Annotated in this window: 17 protein-coding genes and 1 pseudogene; 10 read left to right on the top strand and 8 right to left on the bottom strand. The window is 60.6% G+C overall.

Annotation, left to right across the window (positions count from 1 at the left end; genetic code table 11):
- Positions 1-117: 117 nt before the first annotated feature.
- Positions 118-1,497 carry a peptidoglycan DD-metalloendopeptidase family protein gene (locus AB4Z19_RS13270; protein WP_442035409.1) on the top strand — a complete coding sequence of 460 codons (1,380 nt, stop codon included), beginning with the start codon at positions 118-120 and terminating at the stop codon, positions 1,495-1,497.
- Between the two features lie 135 nt (positions 1,498-1,632).
- Entirely contained in the window at positions 1,633-2,724 is a 1,092-nt protein-coding gene (locus tag AB4Z19_RS13265) for an anhydro-N-acetylmuramic acid kinase (RefSeq protein WP_442035408.1), read from the top strand.
- 86 nt (positions 2,725-2,810) lie between these two features.
- Here AB4Z19_RS13265 and erpA read toward each other — a convergent pair whose 3' ends face one another.
- From erpA to rplM, 5 genes are all read right to left on the bottom strand, one after another.
- A complete protein-coding gene (gene erpA, locus AB4Z19_RS13260; protein WP_442028368.1) occupies positions 2,811-3,173 on the bottom strand; it encodes an iron-sulfur cluster insertion protein ErpA in 363 nt (120 codons plus the stop codon).
- 31 nt (positions 3,174-3,204) lie between these two features.
- Entirely contained in the window at positions 3,205-3,936 is a 732-nt protein-coding gene (locus AB4Z19_RS13255; protein ID WP_442028370.1) for a DUF6776 family protein, read from the bottom strand.
- Positions 3,937-4,968: an N-acetyl-gamma-glutamyl-phosphate reductase gene (gene argC / locus AB4Z19_RS13250; RefSeq protein WP_442028371.1), complete on the bottom strand. Its 1,032-nt coding sequence runs from the start codon at positions 4,966-4,968 to the stop codon at positions 3,937-3,939.
- A gap of 138 nt (positions 4,969-5,106) precedes the next feature.
- Positions 5,107-5,499 carry a 30S ribosomal protein S9 gene (gene rpsI, locus AB4Z19_RS13245; protein ID WP_107140763.1) on the bottom strand — a complete coding sequence of 131 codons (393 nt, stop codon included), beginning with the start codon at positions 5,497-5,499 and terminating at the stop codon, positions 5,107-5,109.
- 9 nt (positions 5,500-5,508) lie between these two features.
- A complete protein-coding gene (rplM, locus tag AB4Z19_RS13240; RefSeq protein ID WP_028102306.1) occupies positions 5,509-5,937 on the bottom strand; it encodes a 50S ribosomal protein L13 in 429 nt (142 codons plus the stop codon).
- Positions 5,938-6,181: 244 nt separating this feature from the next.
- Between rplM and AB4Z19_RS13235 the strand changes: the two genes are divergently transcribed.
- The 5 genes and pseudogenes from AB4Z19_RS13235 to AB4Z19_RS13215 form a co-directional block, all read left to right on the top strand.
- Positions 6,182-7,594 (top strand): alpha/beta fold hydrolase, encoded by a 1,413-nt coding sequence (locus tag AB4Z19_RS13235; RefSeq protein ID WP_442035407.1) that lies wholly within the window; start codon positions 6,182-6,184, stop codon positions 7,592-7,594.
- Positions 7,591-8,325 (top strand): ABC transporter ATP-binding protein, encoded by a 735-nt coding sequence (locus AB4Z19_RS13230; RefSeq protein ID WP_442026539.1) that lies wholly within the window; start codon positions 7,591-7,593, stop codon positions 8,323-8,325. The genes AB4Z19_RS13235 and AB4Z19_RS13230 overlap by 4 nt, the downstream gene beginning before the upstream one ends.
- The gene (locus tag AB4Z19_RS13225; RefSeq protein ID WP_442026540.1) at positions 8,322-9,506 is read left to right on the top strand and encodes an ABC transporter permease; all 1,185 of its coding nucleotides are present in this window, start codon (positions 8,322-8,324) and stop codon (positions 9,504-9,506) included. Before AB4Z19_RS13230 ends, AB4Z19_RS13225 begins: the two co-directional genes overlap by 4 nt.
- A gap of 29 nt (positions 9,507-9,535) precedes the next feature.
- Positions 9,536-9,958, top strand: a complete 423-nt coding sequence (locus AB4Z19_RS13220; protein ID WP_442026541.1) for an OsmC family protein — start codon at positions 9,536-9,538, stop codon at positions 9,956-9,958.
- A 116-nt stretch (positions 9,959-10,074) separates the two neighbouring features.
- Positions 10,075-10,518, top strand: a pseudogene (locus tag AB4Z19_RS13215) (helix-turn-helix domain-containing protein); the annotation flags it as partial.
- On the opposite strand, the gene coq7 reads toward AB4Z19_RS13215, so the two are convergent.
- Both coq7 and AB4Z19_RS13205 read right to left on the bottom strand, forming a co-directional pair.
- Complete coding sequence (gene coq7 / locus AB4Z19_RS13210; RefSeq protein WP_442026543.1) at positions 10,490-11,128, bottom strand: 2-polyprenyl-3-methyl-6-methoxy-1,4-benzoquinone monooxygenase; 639 nt, start codon at positions 11,126-11,128, stop codon at positions 10,490-10,492. The pseudogene AB4Z19_RS13215 and the gene coq7 overlap by 29 nt on opposite strands.
- Positions 11,129-11,160: 32 nt before the next feature.
- Positions 11,161-11,613, bottom strand: coding sequence for a hypothetical protein (locus AB4Z19_RS13205; protein WP_442026544.1), 453 nt, complete (start codon positions 11,611-11,613; stop codon positions 11,161-11,163).
- Between the two features lie 272 nt (positions 11,614-11,885).
- Between AB4Z19_RS13205 and AB4Z19_RS13200 the strand changes: the two genes are divergently transcribed.
- From AB4Z19_RS13200 to AB4Z19_RS13190, 3 genes are all read left to right on the top strand, one after another.
- Entirely contained in the window at positions 11,886-12,779 is an 894-nt protein-coding gene (locus AB4Z19_RS13200; RefSeq protein WP_442026545.1) for an ABC transporter ATP-binding protein, read from the top strand.
- Between the two features lie 10 nt (positions 12,780-12,789).
- A complete protein-coding gene (locus AB4Z19_RS13195; protein WP_442035406.1) occupies positions 12,790-16,362 on the top strand; it encodes a M1 family aminopeptidase in 3,573 nt (1,190 codons plus the stop codon).
- A 69-nt stretch (positions 16,363-16,431) separates the two neighbouring features.
- Positions 16,432-16,770, top strand: coding sequence for a DUF3597 domain-containing protein (locus AB4Z19_RS13190; protein WP_442026547.1), 339 nt, complete (start codon positions 16,432-16,434; stop codon positions 16,768-16,770).
- Here the strand turns inward: AB4Z19_RS13190 and AB4Z19_RS13185 are convergent.
- Positions 16,767-17,144: methyl-accepting chemotaxis protein (locus AB4Z19_RS13185; RefSeq protein WP_442035405.1), on the bottom strand; the 378-nt coding region annotated here is incomplete at its 5' end. The two genes, AB4Z19_RS13190 and AB4Z19_RS13185, sit on opposite strands and share 4 nt — an antisense overlap.

Genomic DNA, 17,144 nt, shown 5'->3' with positions numbered 1-17,144 from the left:
ACCCTGTTATAATGCCCGATCCCATCAATGTTGCCCGTCGAAAACGAGACAAATCAATAACTTAGAGCGAAATAACAAGAATCCTAAAAGTTCAAGCGGCAAATTTTAACTGATTGCATGAACCCTATAAACAAGTTCACAAGCTCCGGCTTGTACAATCTGCTAGGTTCGACGCGCAAGGCGCGTATCATCAGCGCCTCCGCCCTGTTCCTGGCGGTTTGCGCTTTTGGTGCGGCCGGCGTGGCGCCGCTCGCGCCTGACGCGAGCGACCTGCCCGTCAAGACCATTGCCCAAGACATCCAACTGCCCGACCTGTCGCAACAGATCGCAGCCCTCGAAAAGCAGGACAGCACCCAGACCTACATCCACGAAGAGAAGATCCGCGCCGGCGATACCCTCGCCACTCTGATGACGCGCCTCGGTGTGGAAGATGAAGCAGCCGAAACCTTTATCAAAAAGGACAAGGTTGCCAAGGCCGTGATGCAGCTGCGCACCGGCAAACGCGTACAAGCCCAGACCGACGAAGACGGCAACCTGATGTGGCTGCGCGCCACCGTTGTCGATGGCAAGGATAACCCTGTCAAGAATATCGCTGTTACCCGCAAGGGTGACAACTTCACGGCCGAAGAAGTTCCCGCACAGCTGGAACGCCGTGTCGAAATGCACGCCCGCGAAATCACCACCACCCTGTTCGCAGCAACCGACTCCAGCGCCGACGGCACCCGTCTGCCGGACTCCGTTGTGGCGCAGATCGTGGAAATGTTCTCGACCAATATCGACTTCCGCTCCGACCTGAAGCGCGGCGACCGTTTTAACGTGGTCTACGAAACCTTCTGGCAGGACGGCGAGTTCGTGCGCGCAGGCCGCATTCTGGCGGGTGAGTTCAGCAACAAGGGCACGACTTACCAGAGCGTGTGGTTTGAAGATCCGACCACCAAGTCCGGCGGCGGCTACTACAGCTTCGACGGCAAATCGCTGAAGAAAGCCTTCCTGAAATCGCCGCTGGAATTCTCGCGTATTTCGTCCGGTTTCTCGATGCGCGTGCACCCGATTTCGGGCCAGTGGAAGCAGCACAAAGGCATCGACTTCGCGGCAGCGATCGGCACCCCGATCCGCGCGGCGGGCGATGGTACGGTTGATTTCGCTGGTGTACAAGGCGGCTACGGCAATGTGGTCGTGCTGAAGCACTGGAATAACTACACCACCGCGTATGCGCACATGAGCCGCTTTGCGTCCGGCCTGAAGAAGGGTCAGAAAGTGTCGCAAGGCGATGTGATTGGTTATGTTGGCACCACCGGCTGGTCGACTGGCGCTCACTTGCACTACGAGTTCCGTGTGGCGGGTGAAGCCAAAGATCCAGGCAACCTGAACATCCAGGCCCAGGCCCCGCTGACGGCTGCTGAAATGTCCCGCTTCAAATCCGTGGCTGGCGACATGATCCATCGCTTCGCCCTGCTGCGCCCCGCCGGCTCCGTCAGCACCCTCGCCGCCAAATAACCGCCCTCCACCCTGGGGTCAGATCCGACATTCGACCCTGGGGTCAGATCCGACATTCGGACATTTTTGAGACTCTTTCTTTTGTAGCTCCCCCGACATCGTGCACAATAGGTGCACTTTGTCGCGGAGATCTGCATGAGCTTATATATCGGTCTGATGTCGGGCACCAGCCTCGACGGCGTGGATGGCGTGCTGGTGGACTTTTGGGCAGGCGCCGCGCGCACCATGTCCGCGGCCTATGTGGCCTTTCCCGCAGCACTGCGCGCTGAACTGATGGCCTTGCAGGCCGCGTCTCCCAACGAACTCGAACGCGAAGCGCTGGCAGCGAATCAGCTGGCAGCGATCTATGCCGAGTGCGTGGCCGAGTTACTGGTCAAAGGTGATATGAAAGCGGCCGACGTGCGCGCAGTGGGCGTGCATGGCCAGACCATTCGCCATCGTCCGGAGCTGGGCTTCACGCGGCAAACCAATAATCCCGCCCTGGTGGCCGAGCTGTGCGGCATTGACGTAATCGCCGATTTTCGCAGCCGGGATATCGCCGCGGGTGGACAAGGCGCCCCGCTCGTTCCCGCTTTTCACCACGCCATGTTCGGGGAAAAGGGGCAAACGCGCGTGCTGGCGAATATCGGCGGTATCGGCAATATCTCGGTGCTGCATGCGAATGGCCAGGTCACCGGTTTCGACACCGGCCCCGGCAATGTGCTGATGGATGCCTGGATCGACCGTCATCAAGGCAAGGAATATGATGCGGACGGCGCCTGGGCCGCCACTGGCAAGGAGGTACCTGGCCTGCTGTCAGTGTTGTTATCCGAGCCCTACTTCGCCCAGCCAGCGCCGAAGTCCACCGGCCGCGACCTCTTCCACGCCGACTGGCTCGACGACAAGCTGCGCCCCTTCGCCGGCGCTGCGCCCGAAGATGTCATGTTCACGCTCACCCGCCTTACCGCCGTCAGCCTGGCCAACGCCATCAAGGAATACAAGACCGACGCCGTCTACCTCTGCGGCGGGGGCGCTTACAATGCCACGCTCAAGCGCGAGCTGGAAGCCGAGCTGGGCAGCAACGTTACGGTGAATTCAACAGATGCGCTAGGCGTGCCGCCAAACCGCGTGGAAGCGCTGGCGTTCGCCTGGCTGGCATTCAGATTTGGGGAGCGTCAGCCGGGCAATCTGCCGGCTGTGACGGGAGCGCGGGGCGAGCGCGTACTGGGAGCGCTGTACCCGCGTTAAGCAGGGTCGCGAAAATGTCCGAATGTCGGATCTGACCCCAGGGTTGCCCCCAGGGTGCTGGGGCGCGCGGAGGCGCCCCGGGCGCGTTAAACGCTGAAGGAGGAGCCGCAGCCGCAGGTCGAGGTGGCTTGCGGGTTCTTGATCACGAATTGCGCGCCTTCCAGGTCGTCCTTGTAGTCGATCTCAGCGCCCACCAGGTACTGGTAGCTCATCGAGTCGATCAGCAGCTGGACGCCGTTCTTCATCATCGTGGTGTCGTCTTCGTTCACGATTTCGTCGAAGGTGAAGCCATACTGGAAGCCGGAGCAGCCGCCGCCCTGCACGAATACGCGCAGTTTCAGGTCAGGATTGCCCTCTTCTTCGATCAGTTGCGCTACTTTTTCAGCGGCCGCATCGGTGAATACGATCGGCGCTGGGATTACGTCTTGCGCTTCGGCTACTGCAGTCATGTGTTACTCCTAGCTAAATTCAGTTGAACCATTATAGACCAAGCCGTGGCTGGCCGCTTTGTACCACTGTTGTTGTTTCGGATACAACAACTTTACCTTTTTCCGACATCGTGACTTTTGCCGACAGCGCTTCCGCTCCGTCCGGCAGTTCCAGCGTTCCGTCGACCCGCTGATAACGCGCCACCTTGATGTCGTAACGTTCAGCTCCCTCTTTGGGGAACTCCAGCACGGATTTCTTGCCATCGATCTTCACCGTCACCGCCAGCTTCAGCCGGCCTTCGAACGATGGATGGGTTTTCTTCGTCCCATATGAGAGCAAAACCGTGTAATGCAACAGCTTCGGCGAGGCCATGCGCGCTTGCATGCCACGGATGATCAGGCCTTCGCCTTTCGCCACCGGCGGCAGCACCGATTCCAGCAACGCCAGGTCGGCCGTCATTTTCTCCAGCTCGCCCTCGGCCACGCCGTTGAACGCAGTGCTGGCGGACGCGGAAGCCGTTGCACCGGCAGAAGCAGAAGCAGCCTGGGCCGCCTTCAGCTTTTCTTCCAGCGCATCGCGCTCAGCCGTCATCCGCGCCAGTTCGACTTCGGTGGCCGCCAACTGCTTCGATACCGCCGGCCCGGACTCGCCCGAACTGACACCCATCAGGCGCTTGCCCAGATCGACGCCCCAGACAATCAGCACGCCACCCATCACCAGAACGGCGGAAATACCCAGCACACGCGCCAGCAACGGCGCGCGCACCTCTTCTACAGTCGTCACTTACGGCATCAGGGCGATGGTTTCCAGGCCCATGCCTTCCGACAGGCCGAACATCAGATTCATACACTGCACGGCCTGGCCGGACGCGCCTTTGACCAGATTGTCCTGCACCACCAGCACGATCACGGTGTCGCCGTGGCGATGCAGGGCCAGGCGCAGCATATTGGCGCCGCGGGTGGAGCGGGTTTCCGGATGCGAGCCGAACGGCATCACATCCACGAACGGCTGATCCTTGTAGCTGTCTTCGAACAGCTTCTGCAGCTCTTCATTCGAGATTTCCTTGGTCAGGCGGCCATACAGGGTCGAATGCATGCCACGGATCATCGGCACCAGGTGCGGCGTGAAGATCAGGTTGACTTTGTCCGAAGTGAAACGCTGCAGCTGGGCTGCGGTTTCCGGGGTGTGGCGGTGGCCGCCCACGCCGTAAGCCTTGAAGTTGTCGGACGATTCAGAGAACAGAATGCCGATCTCGGCCTTGCGGCCAGCACCGGACACGCCGGATTTACAGTCGGCGATCAGATGGCCCGCATCGATCAGGCCGGCCTTCAGCAGCGGCACAAAGCCCAGCTGCATGGTGGTCGGATAGCAGCCCGGGTTGGCGATCAGATTGGCTTGCTTGATGTCTTCGCGGTTCAGCTCCGGCAGGCCGTACACGGCTTGCTCCAGCAGCTCAGGCGCGGTGTGGTCGATCTTGTACGTCTTTTCGAAGACGGCGCGGTCCTTGATGCGGAAGTCGGCAGCCAGGTCGATCACTTTCACGCCTTTGGCCAGCAGATCAGGCGCCTGGGCCATGGCGACGCCATGCGGGGTGGCAAAGAACACCACGTCGCACTGGGTCAGGTCGACCTTGTCCGGCGCCGAGAACGCCAGGTTCACGCGACCGCGCAGGGAAGGATACATGTCAGCTACTGGCAGGCCATCTTCCTTGCGCGACGTAATTGCCGTCAGCTGCACTTGAGGGTGGACGGCCAACAATCGCAGCAGTTCCACTCCGGTGTAACCGGTGCCGCCGACGATGCCAACTTTGATCATGTTCTTTCCTTGCAAAATATGGGGTTGTTTGAGGCGCCCATTTTATCAGCGTTGAAAAATTGGTGCGCCAGATGGAAAAAAAGCCGCTGGAGTAAACCAGCGGCCTTTTGCACAGCGTCGAGCGCTGTAAGAAACGAATTAACGCTTCGAGAACTGCTTTGCGCGACGTGCTTTGCGCAGACCCACTTTTTTACGCTCAACTTCACGAGCGTCACGGGTTACGAAGCCGGCGCGGGCCAGATCGCCCTTCAGACCTGCATCGTAGTCGATCAGAGCGCGGGTGATACCGTGGCGCACTGCACCTGCCTGGCCGGACTCACCGCCGCCATGCACGTTTACCTTGATGTCGAAACGCTCGACGTTGCCGGTCAGTTCCAGCGGCTGACGGATCACCATCAGGCCGGTTTCGCGGGAGAAGTATTCCGAAGCAGGCTTGCCGTTCACGATGATCTGGCCAGTGCCGACCTTGATGAACACACGAGCAACTGCACTCTTGCGACGGCCGGTGCCGTAGTTGTAGTTACCGATCATGTCAGTTCCTTAGAATTCGAGTGCTTTTGGTTGCTGGGCAGCGTGCGGGTGGGAACCCTCAGCGTACACTTTCAGCTTCTTGATCATGGCGTAGCCCAGAGGACCCTTCGGCAGCATGCCTTTAACAGCTTTTTCCAGGGCACGGCCCGGGAAGCGCTGTTGCATCTTCAGGAAGTTGGTCTCGTAGATGCCGCCTGGGTAACCGGAGTGACGGTAGTAGGTCTTCTCGGTTGCCTTGGTGCCGGTCACGCGCAGTTTGCCTGCGTTCACGACAACGATGAAGTCGCCGGTGTCAACGTGAGGGGTGAATTCTGGCTTATGCTTGCCGCGCAGTCGGCGTGCCACTTCGCTGGCAACACGGCCGAGGACTTTGTCCGTCGCGTCAATCACGAACCAATCGCGCTGGACTTCATGGCCCTTAGCGGAAAAAGTTTTCATGTTTTGACTTTCTGTGAAAGATTTAAAAACGCTCAATGGTGGTTCCGCACAAGTGCTTCAGCGGACGCAGCCTTATTGGTGTTGATTTTCCCGAGCGAAAAGGAAAGCTGGCGATTATAGCCCGACAAACGAATTCCGGTCAAGCCACAGTGTGGCGTCCGCCTGAGCATGTTTCGTTGCCAAGAAGATATTGCAGGACTAGTATGGAATACCGTCCTGATGAGAGGCGTTTATGCTCCGTTTAATGCTTCTTGCCCTTGCCCTGCTGCCGCTGGCGGCCAGCGCCGCGGTGACGCCCGCGCCCGGCAAGGATTGCCACCTGCCCGGCACCGAGGAAGCCTTGCGCTGCCTGCGGGTCGATGTGCCGCTGAATTATAAACAAGCCGGCGCCACGCTCAGCCTGCACGTGGCCGTGGCCCCTGCCCTGCGCGAATCGGCGCGGCGCGATCCGCTATTCCTGCTGGCCGGTGGTCCCGGCGAGGCGGGCAGCGATCTGGTGCCGCTGCTGAATGCCTCCTTCCGCAAGGTGCGCGCCACGCGCGATATCGTGCTGATCGACCAGCGCGGCACGGGCCTGTCCGGCAAGCTCGATTGCCCCTCGGACGAACCGAATGAGGAAACCATCAGCGAAGAAAAGGCGCTGGCCGACGCGCGCGATTGCATCAAGTCGCTGAACAAACCTTACGCCGACTACACCACTGAAGCGGCGGCGCGCGACATCGACCTGGTCCGCAAAAAGCTCGGCTACGCACAGATCAACCTGTGGGGCGGCTCTTACGGCAGCCGTTTGGCCCAGACGTATGCGCGGCTGTTCCCGGAACACGTACGCGCCATGGTGCTGGATGGCGTGGCGGCGCCGGACCAGATCGTGCCCGCCGGCGGCCGTGATGCGCAAGCCGCGCTGGATAAGCTGTTCCAGCAATGTTCCGAGAACCAGCCTTGCGCCCGCGCCTTCCCTGCCTTGCGCTCGGAGTTCGCATCCATCGTGGCGGCACTGAACAAGGCGCCGCTGATGCTGGAGCTGCCCGATCCGCGTACCGCCGAAATGCGCCAGGTGCGCATGACCAGCAACCGCTTCCTCGGCACGGTGCACAACATTCTGTATTCGCAGGCGGACAGCCGCCGCCTGCCCTTCCTGATCCATAGCGCTTACCAGAACCGCTGGCAGCCTTTCATCGCCCGCAGCAATGTGGCGCGCGATTTCGCGGCCGACGCTGGCCCCGCCATGCCGCTGCATCTGGCCGTAGTGTGCGCTGAAGATTATCCACGCCTGACGCCTGCCCTGCTGGCTGAAGACACGCGCGATTCCTTCCTTGGCAAGCCGCAGATCGAACGCATCGGTGCACTGTGCGAGACCATGCACGTTCCCGCCGTACCCTGGACCACGCCGAGCAAGATCGAGGCGCCGGTGCTGCTGATGTCCGGCGCCCTCGATCCCGTCACGCCGCCGCGCCGCGCGGAAGCGGCAAAACAATACATGACGCACGCCCAGCACCTGATCGTGTCCAACGGCGGCCATATCGTGTCGCAGCTCGGTTGCGGCCCGCGCCTCTTGCGCGAATTCCTGGACCTGCCGGACAAGCCCGTTGCCGCCGAATGCCTGAAAGAGATTCCGGCGCCGACCTTCCAGCTCAATAGCGCGGGACCGCAACCATGATCGAAGTAAAAAACCTCTGCAAACATTTCGGCAAAGTGCAGGCGCTGGCCGGCGCCAGCTTCAAGGCCGAAGACGGCAAGATCACCGCCCTGCTTGGCCCCAATGGCGCCGGCAAGACCACATTGCTGCGCACTCTCGTCGGCCTGCTGCAACGCGATCACGGTGAAATCTCCATCGATGGCGTGGACCCGGCAGTCGATCCCATGGCGGTGCGCCGCAACGTCGGCCTGCTGACCGACCAGTTCGGCCTCTACGACCGTTTGAGCACGCGCGAATATCTGGCCTACTTTGGTGAGCTGAATGATATGAAGCCGGAAGACATCGTGCGCCGCATTGAGGAAGTGACGGAGCTGCTGTCCCTGCAGGACATCATCGACCGCCGCGCCAAGGGCTTCTCGCAAGGCCAGCGCATCAAGGTCGCGCTGGCGCGCACGCTACTGCATCGCCCGCGCCACCTGCTGCTGGATGAACCGAGCCGCGGCCTGGACGTGATGAGCACCCGCGCCCTGCGCCGCGCATTGGCCGCGCTGAAGGCCGACGGCAGCTGCGTCATCATGGCGACCCACGTGATGCAGGAGGTTATCCATTCCTGCGACGACGTGATCGTGATCGCGCGCGGCAGCACAGTCACCCAAGGCACGCCGCAGCAGCTATGCGAACTGGCAGGCCTGGAAAGCCTGGAAGACGCCTTCGTCAAACTGGTCGGCACCGAGGAAGGGATCGAACCGTGAAAGCCAAATTCCTCATCATTCTGCGCAAGGAATTCAAGGAAACCCTGCGCGACCGGCGCGCCCTCGGACTGCTGGTGATCTTCGTGCTGATGTATCCCATGCTGGTCGGCTTCGTGCTGCACAAACAGATCGACCGCGCTACCCGGCCGGAACGCGAAGGCGTGTCGATCGCCGTGATCGGCGCGGCACAGGCGCCCACCCTGATGAATCAGCTCAAACAGCGCAACGTGACGCTGACGGAGCTGGAACCGATGGACGAACAGGGCATCACCGCAGAACTGCGCAAGCAAAACATTACGGCGGTGCTGCGTCTGCCGCCCGAATTCACCGCCAACTACAAGGCCATGCGCCCGGCGCGCGTGGAGGTGTGGTTTGACTCGGCGTCCGACAGCGCACGCAAGCTGGACGAAGTGGAAATGGTGCTGCGCGAATACAGCCGCCAGATTGCAGGCGCGCGCTTGCTGGCACATGGCGTGTCGCAGGCCAATCTGAATCCCGTGATCGTGCAGAACTACGACACCGGCACCAGCGCCTCGCGCTCGGCCAATACCATCAGCACCATGCTGGGCATCTTCTTCATCCCTGCCTTCATGTTCTGCATGTCGACGGCAGTGGACAGCACGGCAGGCGAACGCGAACGCCGCTCGCTGGAAGTGCTGCTGGCGCAACCGGCGCGCCCTGCGGATCTGATTGTCGGCAAGTGGCTGGCGGCGGCCATTCTGTCCATCATCGGCATCACGCTGGAGCTGGCGATTGCCCACGGTATCCTGAAATGGCTGCCACTGGAGGAAATCGGCCTGTCGTGGCGGCTGCAATGGCGCGACCTCGCCATGGTCTGCCTGGCCTCCGCCACGCTGTCGCTGTTCGCGGCGGCGCTGGAAATCGCCCTCGCCATCAATGCGCGCTCCTTCAAGGAAGCGCAGACCCTGGTCAGCTTCACGATGATCGTGCCGATTGTGCCTGTCATCGTGGTGCCGATGATGAACCTGAACACCGCATGGTGGATGTATCTGGTGCCCGTGCTGTCCAACCAGACGCTGTTGCGCGAACTGGCCAAGGGGCAGAGCATCGGCATCCTGCCCTTCGCCCAGACCTTCTGCAGCAGCCTGCTGCTGGCCATGGTCTGCGTCTGGTACACCGAGCGGCGCATGAAGAGCGAACGTTACATGATGACCGTATAATGCTGAGACGCTATTAACGGAGAACAGTAATGGAAGTGAAAGTCAGCTGGAATGGCCCGTCGGGCATGAGTTTCCGCGCCCAGACCGGTTCCGGCCACATGGTCTCGATGGACGGCGCGCCGGAAGGCGGCGGCCACAATCTGGCGCCGCGTCCGATGGAAATGGTTTTGCTGGGCACCGGCGGCTGCACCGCCTATGACGTGGTACTGATCCTGAAACGCGGACGCGAGGATGTGCGCGGCTGCGACGTGACCTTGCAGGCCGAGCGCGCCGACGCCGATCCCAAGGTTTTCACCAAGATCAATTTCCACTTTGTCGTCACGGGCAAGAACCTCAAACAGAGCACGGTGGAACGCGCCATCGCGCTGTCGCACGACAAATACTGCTCGGCCAGCATCATGCTCGCCAAGACCGCGGAAATCACCCACAGCTTCGAAATCATCGAAGCCTGACACTTGCAAAACCCACGGCCTGAACCTGGTGGCTGCCACATCGTGGCAGCCACCTGCCGTTCACGGTTTCGGAAACGCCAGCCGCGCCAGCGTCGCGGCGGAATTCTCGCCAAACAGTCGGAAGACGTTCCGGCGTACCGGCATCGACGCTGCGCTACTACGAGCAAAAGGGATTGATTGCCTCGGCGGGACGCTCCGGCATACGGCGCACGTTTGCGCCCAAAATGCTGGATCAATTGGCGCTGATCGCGCTCGGCCAGTCGGCCGGATTGTCGCTGGACGATATCGGATCGATGTTCGATCCGGAAGGACAGCCCGCTATCGACCGCAAGCTGCTGCTGGCGAAAGCGGATGAAATCGATGCGCGCATCAAGCGCTTGAAAGCCATGAGCGACGGCTTGCGCCACGCGGCCGAGTGCAAGGCGCCCAGCCATGCCGAGTGCCCGAAATTCAAACGCCTGTTGAAAGCAGCCGCCTCCGGCGCCATCGAGCGCCGCCCTCCGCAAGCCTGGACGCCGCGTGCGCGGCGGGTCAGATGTAGTAAGCAGTGGAGGTCATGAGTTTGGACATGCCCTTCATCGCCACCTGAATCGGCAGCGGCGTGCTGGTCGCGCCCATATCCTGCGCAGCCTGTCCATGCGCGATCTCGTCAACGCGCATCTGCTCCACGATGGCGCGCGACTTCGCATCCTGTTCCGGCAAGCGATCCAGATGGCTGGCCAGATGCGCCTCCACCTGGCGCTCCGTTTCCACCACAAAGCCCAGCGACTGCTTATCGCCCACCATCGCCGCAGCGGTGCCCAGCGCATACGCGCCCGCATAAAACAGCGGATTCAATACGCTCGGCTGTGAACCCAGCTCCTTCAAGCGCTGCGCGGTCCACGCCAGATGATCTTCCTCTTCGCGGCTCGCCTTCTGGAAGGCATGACGCATCTCATCGCTTTTGGCAAAGCGCGCCTGCGAGTTGTAGAGCGCCTGCGCCATCACCTCGCCCACATGATTCACGCGCATCAAGCCTGCGCTGTGCTTATGCTCCTTCTCCGTCATCTCCGCATCCGCCGCATGCGCCGCCGGCGTCGGCCGCGAAGCCGAAGCCACGCCAGCCAGCACGCGCAATGCCTTATCCGCGCTGCTAATGAATTGATCGAGTGGAGTGTGATGACGATTCATGATGATTTATCCAGCTTGTACGGAAAACCACATTATAGGCCGCCTTCTTCCCTGAGGATGCGCTGCTTCTCGATCCAGTCGGCGACGGGGCCGCGGACGTCGATTTTGGAAAGGTCTTTCGCCACGCCCAGATTCAGGCCTAGCAAAAATGGAATCGAATCGAGCGGTACGTCGGGGCAGCATTCGGCCATCGCGCGCTGGAAGCGGGGCGACTCGACCACTTTCACGACTTTGCCGCCGCTCATGTACTGCAGGATGGACGTGATGCTGTGTCCCGGTCCGATCGAGCGGTAAATGAAACGGTTGAATTCCTTGTCCAGGGCCTGGAAATCCAGCGTTTCCTTGGTCATCAGGCTGGCCAGATAGTACAAGCCAAGCGCGGTGCGGAAGAAGCCGGTGGCTTCGGACTTGTCTAGTCCGCAGCGGGTGACTGCCAGGATTTTCTCCTGCAGCGCAACATCGAGTTTCGGGTGAGGTATCGCCATAGCGACCAAATATATATCAAGCCTGATACTTTTTGTGCCTTGCGTTAGGGTATCGGACTTGCTACTCTTGAAACTTTAGTGATAAACCATCAGCCAATGGCCCGCTCCGTTCCCCTGAAAGCGCAATCTGGTCTGCCGAAAGCACCGGCTGTCGCAATGGGGCAACCCGTATGTCGCGGATTCAATACAATGCCATCATGTGAAAAGAGCATAGATGGTTCGTCACCAGGCGCACCATGCTGCGCTGCACCAGCATCAATTCAGGAGTAAGCATGGAATTACGCATTCGTAACTTGTCGAAGACCTATGCCAATGGCGTGGTAGCGCTAGATAACATCTCGCTCACCATCCCGGCCGGCATGTTTGGTCTGCTCGGCCCGAACGGGGCCGGCAAGTCGACGCTGATGCGTACTCTGGCGACACTGCAGGAATGCGATTCCGGCTCCGTCTTCTTCGGCGAGCTGGATGTGCTGGATGAAAAAGATGAAATCCGCCGCCTGCTGGGCTATCTGCCGCAGGACTTCGGCGTCTACCCGAAAGTCACGGCCTACGAAATGCTGGACCATTTCGCGGTCCTGAAAGGCCTGTCGCACCGCTCGCGCCGCCGCGAAGTCGTGGACGGCCTGCTGCAGCAAACCAATCTGTTCGAAGTACGCAACCAGCGCCTCGGCACCTTCTCCGGCGGCATGCGCCAGCGCTTCGGCATCGCGCAGGCCCTGCTGGGTGATCCCAAACTGATCATCGTGGATGAACCAACGGCGGGCCTGGACCCGCAAGAGCGCGTGCGCTTCCACAATCTGCTGTCCGATATCGGCGAAGACCGTACCGTACTGCTGTCCACCCACATCGTGAGCGACGTGGCCGACCTGTGTTCCAACATGGCCATCATCAACAAGGGCAAACTGCTCGTTTCCGGACCTACGCAGCAACTGATCGACGATGTCAGCTGCAAGATCTGGGCGCGCTTCATCGACAAGCGCGAACTGCCTGCCTTCCAGCAGCGCCACTCCGTGATTTCGACCCGCCTGATGTCCGGCCGCACCCTGATCCACGTCTACAACGACAACGATCCGGGCGACGGTTTCGAGGAAGCGATCGGCGACCTGGAAGACCTGTACTTCGCGACCATTCTCGGCCGCCACGACGTCAGCAACAACTGCGACTGACGAGGCGCCTATGTTCCAGATCGCCTTGTTTGAAGCGAAGCAGCGCCTGAAGCTGTTCTCGACCTGGGTCTATTTCAGCATGTTCACGCTGCTGGCTGTCCTGTGGATGGCCGCTGCGGGTGGCGTGTTCAAGGAAGCCATCGTCAACTTCGGCGGCCGTGTGCTGATCGACGCACCGCGCTCAATCTTGCTCACTGCGTCTTTCCTCGGCTGCCTCGGCGTGATCGTGATCGCGGCCATGATGGGCCGCTCGGTGCAGCAGGACTTTGAATACGAAACGCACCACTTCTTCTTCAGCGCACCGATCCGCAAATACCAGTACATGTTCGGCCGCTTCATCGGCGCGCTGGCCGTGCTGTGCGTGGTCTTTGCCAGCATCCCCTTCGGCACCTGGCTCGGTACGCAAGTGCCGGGCATCGATCCGGAGCGCTTGGCGCCCTTTAATCTACAGGCTTACCTGATCCCCTACTTCGGTGCGCTGCTGCCCAACCTGTTCATCTTCGGCGCCATCTTCTTCGTGCTGGCTGCGCTAACGCGGCGCATGCTGCCGGTGTACGTGTCGAGCGTGGTCATGCTGGTCGGTTATATCGTGGCGCCGGGACTGGCGCGCGACCTTGATTACAAAACGCTGGCGGCGCTGATCGATCCTTTCGGTACCACGGCCGTGATTCGCCTTACCGAATACTGGCCGATCGCCGAACGCAATACGCGCATGGTGAATGTGGAAGGCGTGTATCTGCTGAACCGCCTGATCTGGTCCGGCGCGGCGCTGGTGGCGCTGTTGCTCGGTTACTGGCGCTTCCACTTCGTCAGTACGGTGGAAAATGGCGCTTCCGCGCGCGGCGACAGCGAAATGCCGCTGCACCTGAGCGCCGCAGCCACCGACACCAGGGAAGCGCCCGACTTCCATGCGCGCAGCCTTGGCCTGCTGCTGCTGCGCTCCTCCTGGCTGAACCTGCGCGAAACCACCAAGAACATCTACTTCTTCGTCATCGTGCTGGCCGGCGTGCTGACCATGTTCGCCAGCTCGCTGGACATGGCGCCGATGTTCGGCACCTCCACCTATCCTGTCACTTATCAAGTGCTGGAAATGGTGACGGAAACCTTCTCCCTCTTCATGCTGGTGGTGACCACTTTCTACGCCGGCGAAATGGTGTGGCGCGAGCGCGAACACCGCATGGCACAGATGATGGATGCGATGCCGACACCAAGCTGGCTGCCTTTGCTGGGCAAGCTGTTTGGCCTGTTCGGCGTGCAGGCGCTGCTGATGTTCATCGTGATGATCTGCGGGATGCTGATCCAGCTGTTCAAAGGCTACTTCAACCTGCAACCGGCCTTGTATCTCCAGTGCCTGTTCACCATCCAGCTGCCGGCCTATATGCTGGTGGCTGTGCTGGCGATTGCCACGCAGGTGCTGATCAATCACAAGTACATGGCCTACTTCGTGATGATCGTGTATTACATCGCGACGCTGACCTTCTCCACATTGGGCCTCGATCATCCGATGGTGCTATACGGCGTGACGCCGGAATTCCACTACTCGGACATGAACGGCTACGGCCACTTCCTGGTGCGCGAGCGCTGGTATGAACTGTACTGGGCGGGCGCCGCGCTGATGCTGGTGGTGTTGTCCGTGATCTTCTGGTCGCGTGGTTCCAATACCGAATGGCGCCAGCGCGTGCAGCTGGCGCGCCATGCGCTGACCATGCCGGTATTGGCAACCTTCAGCCTGGGCCTCTTCCTGTTTGCCGGTGCAGGCGGCATCATCTACTACAACCTGCACATCGCAAACGACTTCAAGACCGTCTTCTATCGCGATGTCGACCGCGCCACCTACGAGCGCAAATACAAGCAGGTGCTGGATGTTGCACAGCCACGCATTACGGATGTAAAGCTGAACGTCGATATCACGCCGGCAAAGCGCTCGCTGGCCGTGAAAGGCTTGTACACGCTGGAGAACAAGACGACCCAGTCCATCTCCACCATTTACGTGCAGCAGAACTCGGACGCCGATTTCGCCCCGCTGCGCTTCAGCCGCACCACCCACCGCGTACTGAACGACACGGAACTGGGCTTCTACAGCTACCGCCTCGACAAGCCGTTGGCGCCGGGAGAAAAACTGGCGATGGAATTCAGCGTCAGCTACGCACCGCACGGCATCCTCGGCCTCGGCAAGGACACGCCAGTGGTCTACAACGGCACCTTCTTCAACAACAGCTACCTGCCCCACATCGGCTATCAGCGCCAGGCCGAACTGAGCGATCCGCGTGACCGCAAAAAGCACGGTCTGCCGCCGCAGGAGCGCGCGCTGCCGCGTGACGATCCCAAAGGCCTGGCCGACAACTTCGCCAGCAACGACGCCGACTGGGTGAATTTCGACGCCATCGTCAGCACCGCATCCGACCAGACCGCGATCGCGCCGGGCAATCTGGTCAAGGACTGGAACGCCAATGGCCGCCACTACTTCCACTACAAGATGGATCGCGCCATCCTGAACTACTACGCTTTCCAGTCGGCGCGCTACTCGGTAAAGCGCGACTGGTGGCAGGACGTGGGTATCGAGATCTACTACCAGCCGGGCCACGAATACAATCTGGACCGCATGGTGAAAGGCGTGAAGGAATCGCTGGATTACTACACCAAGAACTTCAGCCCCTATCCGTACAAGACGTTGCGCATCGTCGAATTCCCGCGCTACGAGAAGTTCGCGCAATCCTTCCCGAACACGATTCCGTATTCGGAAGGCATGGGCTTTATCGCCAGGGTGGACGACAAGAATCCGAAGGATATCGACTACCCCTTCTACGTCACGGCACACGAAGTGGCGCACCAGTGGTGGGGCCACCAGCTGGTCGGCGGCAACACGCGCGGCTCCACGGTGCTGAGCGAAACGCTTGCCGAGTATTCCGCACTGATGGTGATGAAGAAGAATTTCGGCGCCGCCCGCATGCGCCGCTTCCTGCGCTATGACCTGAACAATTATCTGTGGGGCCGCGCGCTGGAGAACAAGAAAGAGCTGCCGCTGGCCGATAACGAAGACCAGGGCTATATCCACTACCACAAGGGCAGCCTGGCCATGTACCAGCTGCAGGACCTGGTCGGCGAAGACCGCGTCAACACCCTGCTGGCCGCTCTGTTACAACAATACGCCTTCCACAGCGCGCCGTATCCGAGCGTGTCGGTGCTGGTGGATGGCTTGCGCAAGCTGGTACCGCCGAATATGGCTTACCTGGTGGACGATCTGTTCGAATCCATCACGCTGTACGATAACCGCGCCATCAACGCCGTCGCGCACAAGCTGGTGAACGGAAAGTATCAGGTCACGGTGATCGTGCATTCTTCCAAGCTGCGGGCCGACGAACTGGGTGCGGAAAAGGAAGTCCCAATCCATGACCTGGTCGAAGTGGGTGTGGATGACAAGGATGGCAATCCGCTGATTCGCGAACGCAAGCTGGTGGAGCAGCACGAAAACATCTACAAGCTGATCGTGAACGGCCGTCCCGGCAAGGCGGGCATCGATCCGGACAACAAACTGATCGACCGCAAGCCGGACGACAATATGATTGCAGTGGAGAACCTGTAAGCGCGGCGTGTTTCCAATCCGGCTGGGCAGTGCTAAGCTTTCCTATGCATAGAGAACAGCGAGGCCGCCATGAGCATACTCAGCAATATCTACAGCAAGATCCTGCCGCAATCCGCCGCGCCCATTGCGCCGATTCTGAAAGAAGCTGAAAGTGTGGACGTCGCCGCCGTGCTGAGCGAAAAAGCCCAGCTGGCAGGCGAACAACTGCACTGGCGCACCTCGATCGTGGACTTCCTGAAGCTGCTTGATCTCGACTGCAGTGTCGAATCACGCAAGCAGCTGGCCCACGAACTGCACTACACCGGCGATACCGGCGACATCGCGAAGATGAACGCGTGGCTGTACCGGCAGGTCATGTTCAAGCTTGCTGAACATGGCGGCCGGGTCCCGAAGGAATTCATGCATTAAGCGGCAAGGCGCAGCGCGGTACGCTTGGTGCTGGTCACGGCGGGAGCGGCAAGCGCTGGACCGGCCAGCTTGAACACGCTGACGGCGGACGTCAGCGCGTCGGCTTGCTGCTGCAGCGAGACGGCGGCGGCGCTGGCTTCTTCCACCAGCGCTGCATTCTGCTGCGTCACGCCGTCCATCTCGGAGATGGCGCGGTTGACCTGCTCGATACCGTCGCTCTGCTCTGCGCTGGCGGTGCTGATCTCGCTCATGATGTCGGTCACGCGCTGGATGCTGTCCACCACTTCGCTCATGGTGAAGCCGGCCTGCTCCACCAGCTTGCTGCCCGCTTCCACCTGGGCCACGGAATCGCCGATCAGGTCCTTGATTTCTTT

Source organism: Pseudoduganella sp. RAF19, from assembly GCF_052114165.1.
Taxonomy (GTDB): Bacteria; Pseudomonadota; Gammaproteobacteria; order Burkholderiales; family Burkholderiaceae_D; genus Rugamonas.
Note: the sequence above shows the minus strand (reverse complement) of the source record. Positions and strands in the feature narration are given on the sequence as shown.